The sequence below is a fragment of the Serratia sp. JSRIV006 genome, assembly GCF_019968685.1.
GTDB classification, from domain to species: Bacteria; Pseudomonadota; Gammaproteobacteria; order Enterobacterales; family Enterobacteriaceae; genus Chania; species Chania fonticola_B.
This window is the reverse complement of sequence record NZ_CP074138.1, coordinates 106,027-112,026: the sequence shown is the minus strand read 5'-3', so window position 1 is coordinate 112,026 and position 6,000 is coordinate 106,027. Positions and strand designations below refer to the sequence as shown.

General features: G+C 45.5%; 8 protein-coding genes. 7 read left to right on the top strand and 1 reads right to left on the bottom strand.

Annotated features, from left to right (window positions below):
• Positions 1–50: 50 nt before the first annotated feature.
• The 5 genes from KGP16_RS27230 to KGP16_RS27210 all read left to right on the top strand — a co-directional run bounded on the left by KGP16_RS27230 (position 51) and on the right by KGP16_RS27210 (position 3,695).
• Entirely contained in the window at positions 51–506 is a 456-nt protein-coding gene (locus KGP16_RS27230) for a hypothetical protein (protein ID WP_223501670.1), read from the top strand.
• Positions 507–553: 47 nt separating this feature from the next.
• On the top strand, positions 554–904 hold the full coding sequence (locus KGP16_RS27225) for a hypothetical protein (RefSeq protein WP_218520547.1): 351 nt from the start codon (positions 554–556) through the stop codon (positions 902–904).
• Between the two features lie 90 nt (positions 905–994).
• Complete coding sequence (locus KGP16_RS27220; protein WP_218520548.1) at positions 995–1,141, top strand: succinate dehydrogenase flavoprotein subunit; 147 nt, start codon at positions 995–997, stop codon at positions 1,139–1,141.
• A 45-nt stretch (positions 1,142–1,186) separates the two neighbouring features.
• Positions 1,187–1,990 carry an N-6 DNA methylase gene (locus tag KGP16_RS27215; RefSeq protein WP_371822733.1) on the top strand — a complete coding sequence of 268 codons (804 nt, stop codon included), beginning with the start codon at positions 1,187–1,189 and terminating at the stop codon, positions 1,988–1,990.
• Between the two features lie 835 nt (positions 1,991–2,825).
• On the top strand, positions 2,826–3,695 hold the full coding sequence (locus KGP16_RS27210) for an LPD29 domain-containing protein (RefSeq protein WP_223501668.1): 870 nt from the start codon (positions 2,826–2,828) through the stop codon (positions 3,693–3,695).
• Between the two features lie 247 nt (positions 3,696–3,942).
• Here the strand turns inward: KGP16_RS27210 and KGP16_RS27205 are convergent, their stop codons facing one another.
• The gene (locus KGP16_RS27205; protein WP_223501667.1) at positions 3,943–4,431 is read right to left on the bottom strand and encodes a transglycosylase SLT domain-containing protein; all 489 of its coding nucleotides are present in this window, start codon (positions 4,429–4,431) and stop codon (positions 3,943–3,945) included.
• Between the two features lie 422 nt (positions 4,432–4,853).
• Between KGP16_RS27205 and traM the strand changes: the two genes are divergently transcribed.
• Entirely contained in the window at positions 4,854–5,249 is a 396-nt protein-coding gene (traM, locus tag KGP16_RS27200; protein WP_223501666.1) for a conjugal transfer relaxosome DNA-binding protein TraM, read from the top strand.
• Positions 5,250–5,440: 191 nt separating this feature from the next.
• Positions 5,441–5,785 (top strand): hypothetical protein, encoded by a 345-nt coding sequence (locus tag KGP16_RS27195; protein WP_223501665.1) that lies wholly within the window; start codon positions 5,441–5,443, stop codon positions 5,783–5,785.
• The last annotated feature ends 215 nt before the right edge of the window (positions 5,786–6,000 follow it).

Sequence of the window (6,000 nt, the reverse complement as noted above, 5' to 3'; positions counted from 1 at the left end):
GGCGAGGGGCTCAGTGGGATGTGACAGTAAACACTAACGGGAGAAATAACATGCACACACAAAACATCAACGTCAACGGCGCGACGGAAGCTAGCAGGATATGTGAAAAAGCAAAACTCCACCCCAAATGGGTGAGTGATCTGTATCTATTCACTACTCAGGAAATGGGCCAATTCTGCGTTAAGTACACATCACAGAGCACCATAGGGAATTTTACTACGTTCCAACAATGCGCGGTTTTTGCAAAAAACAGGCTCGACGCTGCGTTCAAGTTTGGTCGGCTGGCGGTGAAAAAAAACCGTTTCGATGTGTACGCCGTGGATGTTCTGGTGCCTGTACAAGACGTCTGTATCAGCACAACGGGGTATCACTTTATCAAGGAGTCCGGTCAGTGGCGCTGTCTCGAAACCGGGCAAACCGTGAATGTCACGCAGAACGGCGATGTTTGGAACGAAGAACAACAAGATTTGTTAGTCCTTTGTGGCCAACTGGTGCCGAAAATTTAAATCACTCGATCGATGGAAACCCCATCACAACCAAGGAGAAATGCACGATGTATGACACGCAAGAAATCAGCACAGAAAACCGGATGCAATGGGATGCCAGCGCTGAAAGCGCGTACTGGCAACAGCGGGAAAAACAGGCCTATACCGACGTTAAGGAAATCACGCTGGCAGCATTTATGGATGCTATTTCAGCAATGTACCCGCGCGATTGGTGCGGCAATGTCGAAAACGAGTCATTCAAGCTGGCTGAAATGTACTGCGGAAATATCACTAACATCTACGCAAAAGTTGGGGAACGGTATTTTACGTTTCGTGACGTAGTGTCTTTGCCGCACACCGCCATTTTGGCGCGGATCGATAAGGAGGTACTCAGCCGGGAAGCGCAATCCCGGAAATAAAAAAGCAGGCTTTCGCCTGCTCTCTCATGCCGGATCTGAACGCTACCAACGAAAGATCCGGAGCCAAAAAACGATGAAGGAGTAAACAACATGAATTTTGACCCTGAGATAGTCGCACAGGCCAACGCGTTTGTAAATGCGTTACGCAGTGGTAAACGTGCGCATGTTCCCGCGTTGCCTTTTGCACGTTGGCAGCAGTTCATGACAACTGTCTACGCAGGCCTTGGGCTGGCGTGATATTAACCAAGTCGCTCCGGGGAGCGGCTTTTTAAGGACGCTATCATGTCACAACTGAGTTTTGCCGATCTGTGTAACGCGTTTGAAAACGCACCCGTGAGAAAACCCTCGTTAGTCAGTGAGCCAGTCAAGGCCATGCCGCGTATGATTAGCACCGCTGAGGCCCGTAAGCAGTTTATCAGCGTGTTTGCGCATACCGCGCATAATATGCGGCGGTGGGATGTATTTAGCGATTTCATCTCACTGGCGGCCAGTGAGTTAGATCTTGCTCGCATCAGAACGCCTGAAAATATCGAGCGCAGCCGACAGATTTGCGACCGCTACAATCCAGGCGACCAGGACAACCTGAAAAAGCTGTTTTGCCTGCTGGTCGCGGCGCTTGAAGGTAAATACCATGACTTTCTGGGTTCGGTTTTCATGGAACTGGAGCTGGGTTCTGACCGTATGGGGCAATTCTTCACGCCGTATGATATTCAACTGATGATGGCAAAAATGCTCACAGGGGATATCGCTGAGAGAGTACAGAAAAAAGGCTGGGAAGAAATGCAGGAACCTGCCTGTGGTGCGGCGGGGATGGTCGTTGCTTATGCTGAATGTATGCTCGATGCAGGCTTAAACCCGTCTGAACACCTGTTTGTTACGGGGATTGATCTTGATCCCATCGCGGCAGATATGGCGTTTATCCAGTTGAGCCTGTTAGGTATCCCTGCCGAAATCATTACTGGAAATACGCTTAGTTGTCAGTTTAGCCGTGTGCGGTATACCCCGGTTTATTACATCAACAACTGGCAGGAACGCAGAGCGTTGCGGCGCAGAGTGGAGGCCATGAAAGCGATCTTGGCAGCCTGAAGCACAGGGCAGGGGAGATCCTGCCCAAATGGCGCCCAAAAGCGACGCGTGCCGTGCCGGCACTGAAGAACAGCAGCGCTAACGCGCTGCTCTCATTCCGCCGCGCCTGCATCGCTCCTGTTTGCCATGGCAGTATTGATCCCCCAGGTAGGATGCTTCTCTTTTTCATTCTCTTCTGTTTCCTTTCGGCCTTCTATCACTGGTGATGCAGCTGGCTGACAAACCACGTCAAGGGCCACCTGGATACCTTCGGCTCCCCAGCTTTGCTGGGTCGTCACCCCTACTCAGCTAACCCGGCACGGGGTGCCAGGTAAGCTTCTGCCGAACCCCGCGAGCGGGTTTCGGGCCTGACGGCTAGGGCCTGATATCTAACGGCCAGGTCAACCCCGGCAGTTGGCCAGGGCCAACGCATTCACTGCCCTACGATAGGGCCGTAGGGCGCTAAGGACGCCACGGCTGTTTGCCGTGTCGGGTGTGTGCTCGTTGTTTGCCCCGTGTCAGTCACATCACCGACTGAGTCCCTCGCCCCGCTAAAAACTACCTGCCTGGCGGCTGAATTCAAGTCTGTCGCCGGCACCCGTTCGCACTCCCTGTGGTCGCTTGCGCTGCGGCTTTGTCGCCACACTTGATTTCATCCTTTTACCAGGCAGGTCAATTTAGCGGTTGCGGCGAGAGGCTCAGTGGGATGTGACAGTAAACACTAACAGGAGAAATAACGTGCACACACAAAACGTCAACGTCAACAGCGCAGCGGAAGCTAGCAGGATATTCATTTGCCGTTAAGAAGACATCATCCGCTTGATCGAAAAAAGCAACCAGAAATGGGAGAGTAACTATGAGCGCTAATATGAAAAATATCGATAAAACTCTGATCGTTGTTGGGCAGGTCGTCAGCACTAATCTGTATGGCCGGGGGCGTGGCGTTATTTATGGTATTCATGGAGAACAAAAGCCAGAAAGTGTTCTTTTATTCGGCAATGGGGTAGGGGTACGCGGGGGTAATGCAGAATTTGACATAGCATTTGAATCTGGCTCATTAAGCAAAAAACTGCCCGAGGGTATTTTGCGTGGAATACAATGGAAAATTTATGATGAAGTTGTCGATGAAAAGGAAGTTGTCATAATTTACAGCAAAGCATTAGCCGCAGAAAAGGCCAAAAAGGAAGAGGAAGAAGTGCAAGAAATTGCCTTTAATCTGGCTGTTGAAAAAATCAAAACAGCACCAGAGTACAAAGATCTGGCCCAAGGGATTAATGGAGCAAAACAAGTAGGATGTAATATGAGAAAAGAGTTAAAAGCAATGTTTCCAGGGTTTAAATTCTCAGTGAGAAAGGGCCATGGTGATAGTATTTATATTAAATGGACTGATGGGCCGCAGGAAGAAAAAGTTAAGAGCATAGTTGATAAATACAAGGCGGGGCGTTTCAATGGAATGATAGATCTCTACGAGAATAACGAAACACCTTTTAATAAAGTTTACGGCGGGGTGCAATATGTATTTACAGATAGAGAGTATAGTGATGCGTTAACAGAAAAGGCTATCAGCATATTTAATGAAAAATTCTCAAACCAGTTTAACACCGAAATCACTTTGGAAAAGTACAAAAAAGGTGAGTTGTGGAGAATAGGACAAGATAGTTTCTGTGGGCGTAATGGGGTAGATGGCGAGATAAACAAGATACGAAGAAATTTGTCTAGCATCTAAAACCAAACCCCTCCTGAGAATTTCTAGGGGGGGTATTGTGGTGTTGTAAAAAATTTAGGAAAAAAACTCAGAACGCCAGGAAAGGTGTTCATTCAAGTGAGAAATGAATGACTCATTGAGTTTATGGTTTTCGGATTGCACTCAAGAAAAAGGAATCGTTATTTATAGAAAGGATGTTGTTCATGTTTTATTTGGAAGCTCTCGTTTTTAAGGAGTTGTAAAGTATACTTAATTTATAATCTTTGACTTAATCTCTCCTATTTTGATTGTTTTGTAAATTAAAATTTTTCTTGCTTTCTTTAATTGCTCTGTAGGTGGCCTCGATTTTCTTGGCATAAGTGTAGCGTCGTTGGGCCTGTTTCTCTGACTCTTTAAATCCTGCGTTATATGCTCCTACAGCATGCCAGCCTATTCCCCACTTATTAAATGCGACGGCAAGAAAGTATGCGCCAGTATAAATATTCATGCACGCATCAGTCATGAGGGTTTTACGGGAGATACCCATTGCGGCAAGTTTAGGGATATGCTGGGAGTTAATCTGCATTAGGCTCATGTCAATACTGCCATCCTTATTGGTTCCGATAGCTGACATGTTAAACCGAGATTCATTCCAGGCAATTGCGCGGAGTAAGTCCGGATCGATCTTGTAATCCCTTCCTGCCAAATCAAAACAATCCGATGCGTTTACTATACCTGAAAAAAGCAGAGATACAGTCAAAGCGGCCATTTTCTTCATATACTTCCTCCGGTCTGATTTCTAGGTAGTAGGTTAATCTATTCAAGTCCGCAGTTCAATATATATGCACTCGTCACCACAAAAAGCACCACACCCCACGCAAAAATTACTTTTTGCTGACTTGCTTTTAAATACAGTAAGTTAAGAAAGTAATAATGTGAAATAAATTATAATAGTGTTCATTAACGACTCTAAGGCGATACAAACCGAGTCGGTAATGACTCTACGACAAATCATGAACGAATCAGAGCCGAAGAATCATGAGGTTGAGACGAGTTGACCCTAGAGTCAATTCTATATAAGATTCGCCGTGTGACTCTCCGTGTATCTAGATTCGACTTGCGATTCGATTTTTGGGTGATTCGTTATGTTTATGATATTTCAGGGTCAAATAAAATCCTAATAATATAAGGAAAAGTGCCGTGGCTAAGATCCAGGTGTACGCCAGTGATGATGTAGCAGACAAGATAATGGCAATAGTAGAAAAACGCCGTCAGGAAGGTGCTAAAGATAAAGATGTCAGTTTTTCGAGTGTCACTACGATGCTCATTGAACTGGGGCTTAGGGTGTATGAAGCCCAGATGAAAAACAAAGAGACAGGATTCAATCAGGCTCTCTTTAATAAGACGATGCTAGAAAATATGCTGAAAGCGCAGATGGCGACAAGTAAGCTGTTAGGCATGATGTCTCTCAGTCCACATTTAGAAGGGAACGATAAGTTCATATTTAAAGATATGGTCACAACAATCCGCGAAGATGTAGACCAAATCGTATCAAATTTCTTCCCTAAAGATGAGGGTGGTGAAGATGATGTCTAATTGAAACAATAATTTTTTGCGGTTCATTTTACCTTAAATTTAGCATGGCAAAAATAATTTTCTTTGCTACATTATTATCGGATTTAATGAAAATTTGATTATCGGCGATTTAGTTTGCTGAATCGCTGGTACGAAGGGATAGAGCCCTACGTACCAGCCACCCACTCGACCTAAAAGGGAGGTTGTCATGAGTGCTGTTAGATCCTAGAGATCTAACATCTACAAGTCAATCCTTAGCTGATATTGTTAATCGTTTTGATAAGTATTATTCGTCATCACCGTTACCTTTTTGTATTCGCGATCAGGCTCGATGTTATATTTATTCAAACGCCGCATACCTGAAATTTATTAAACCTGCACCAAGTAAATTGCCGGGGGCAGGTTTTGATGTAACGACTGTTGAAGTGATATTGTCAGCCATTGAATTAGATGCATTCTTAATGGGGGCGAATGCCGCCATGTGCCGTACATTTATGCGCAATGGTGACTTGTTTCAATTGCGTATCGAAACTCGTCATGTTCAAGGGGAAATGTAATCTCTTTGGATTATTAATCCATTTCCTGCATACCTAATTCGGTTTGAGAAACCGTCTGTAGATGGCAGTGGAGATATCAATGATATCTGGGGTATTGGGTGAGTAGACTACTAGCCCACCCAACAGGGGCAAAAACGGGTAGAAAGTATTATCGAAGTGGCTTGATGTGATGCTCAGGGACGTTATCAGTTCAAGTGTACTAGCTCGCCGGTTTG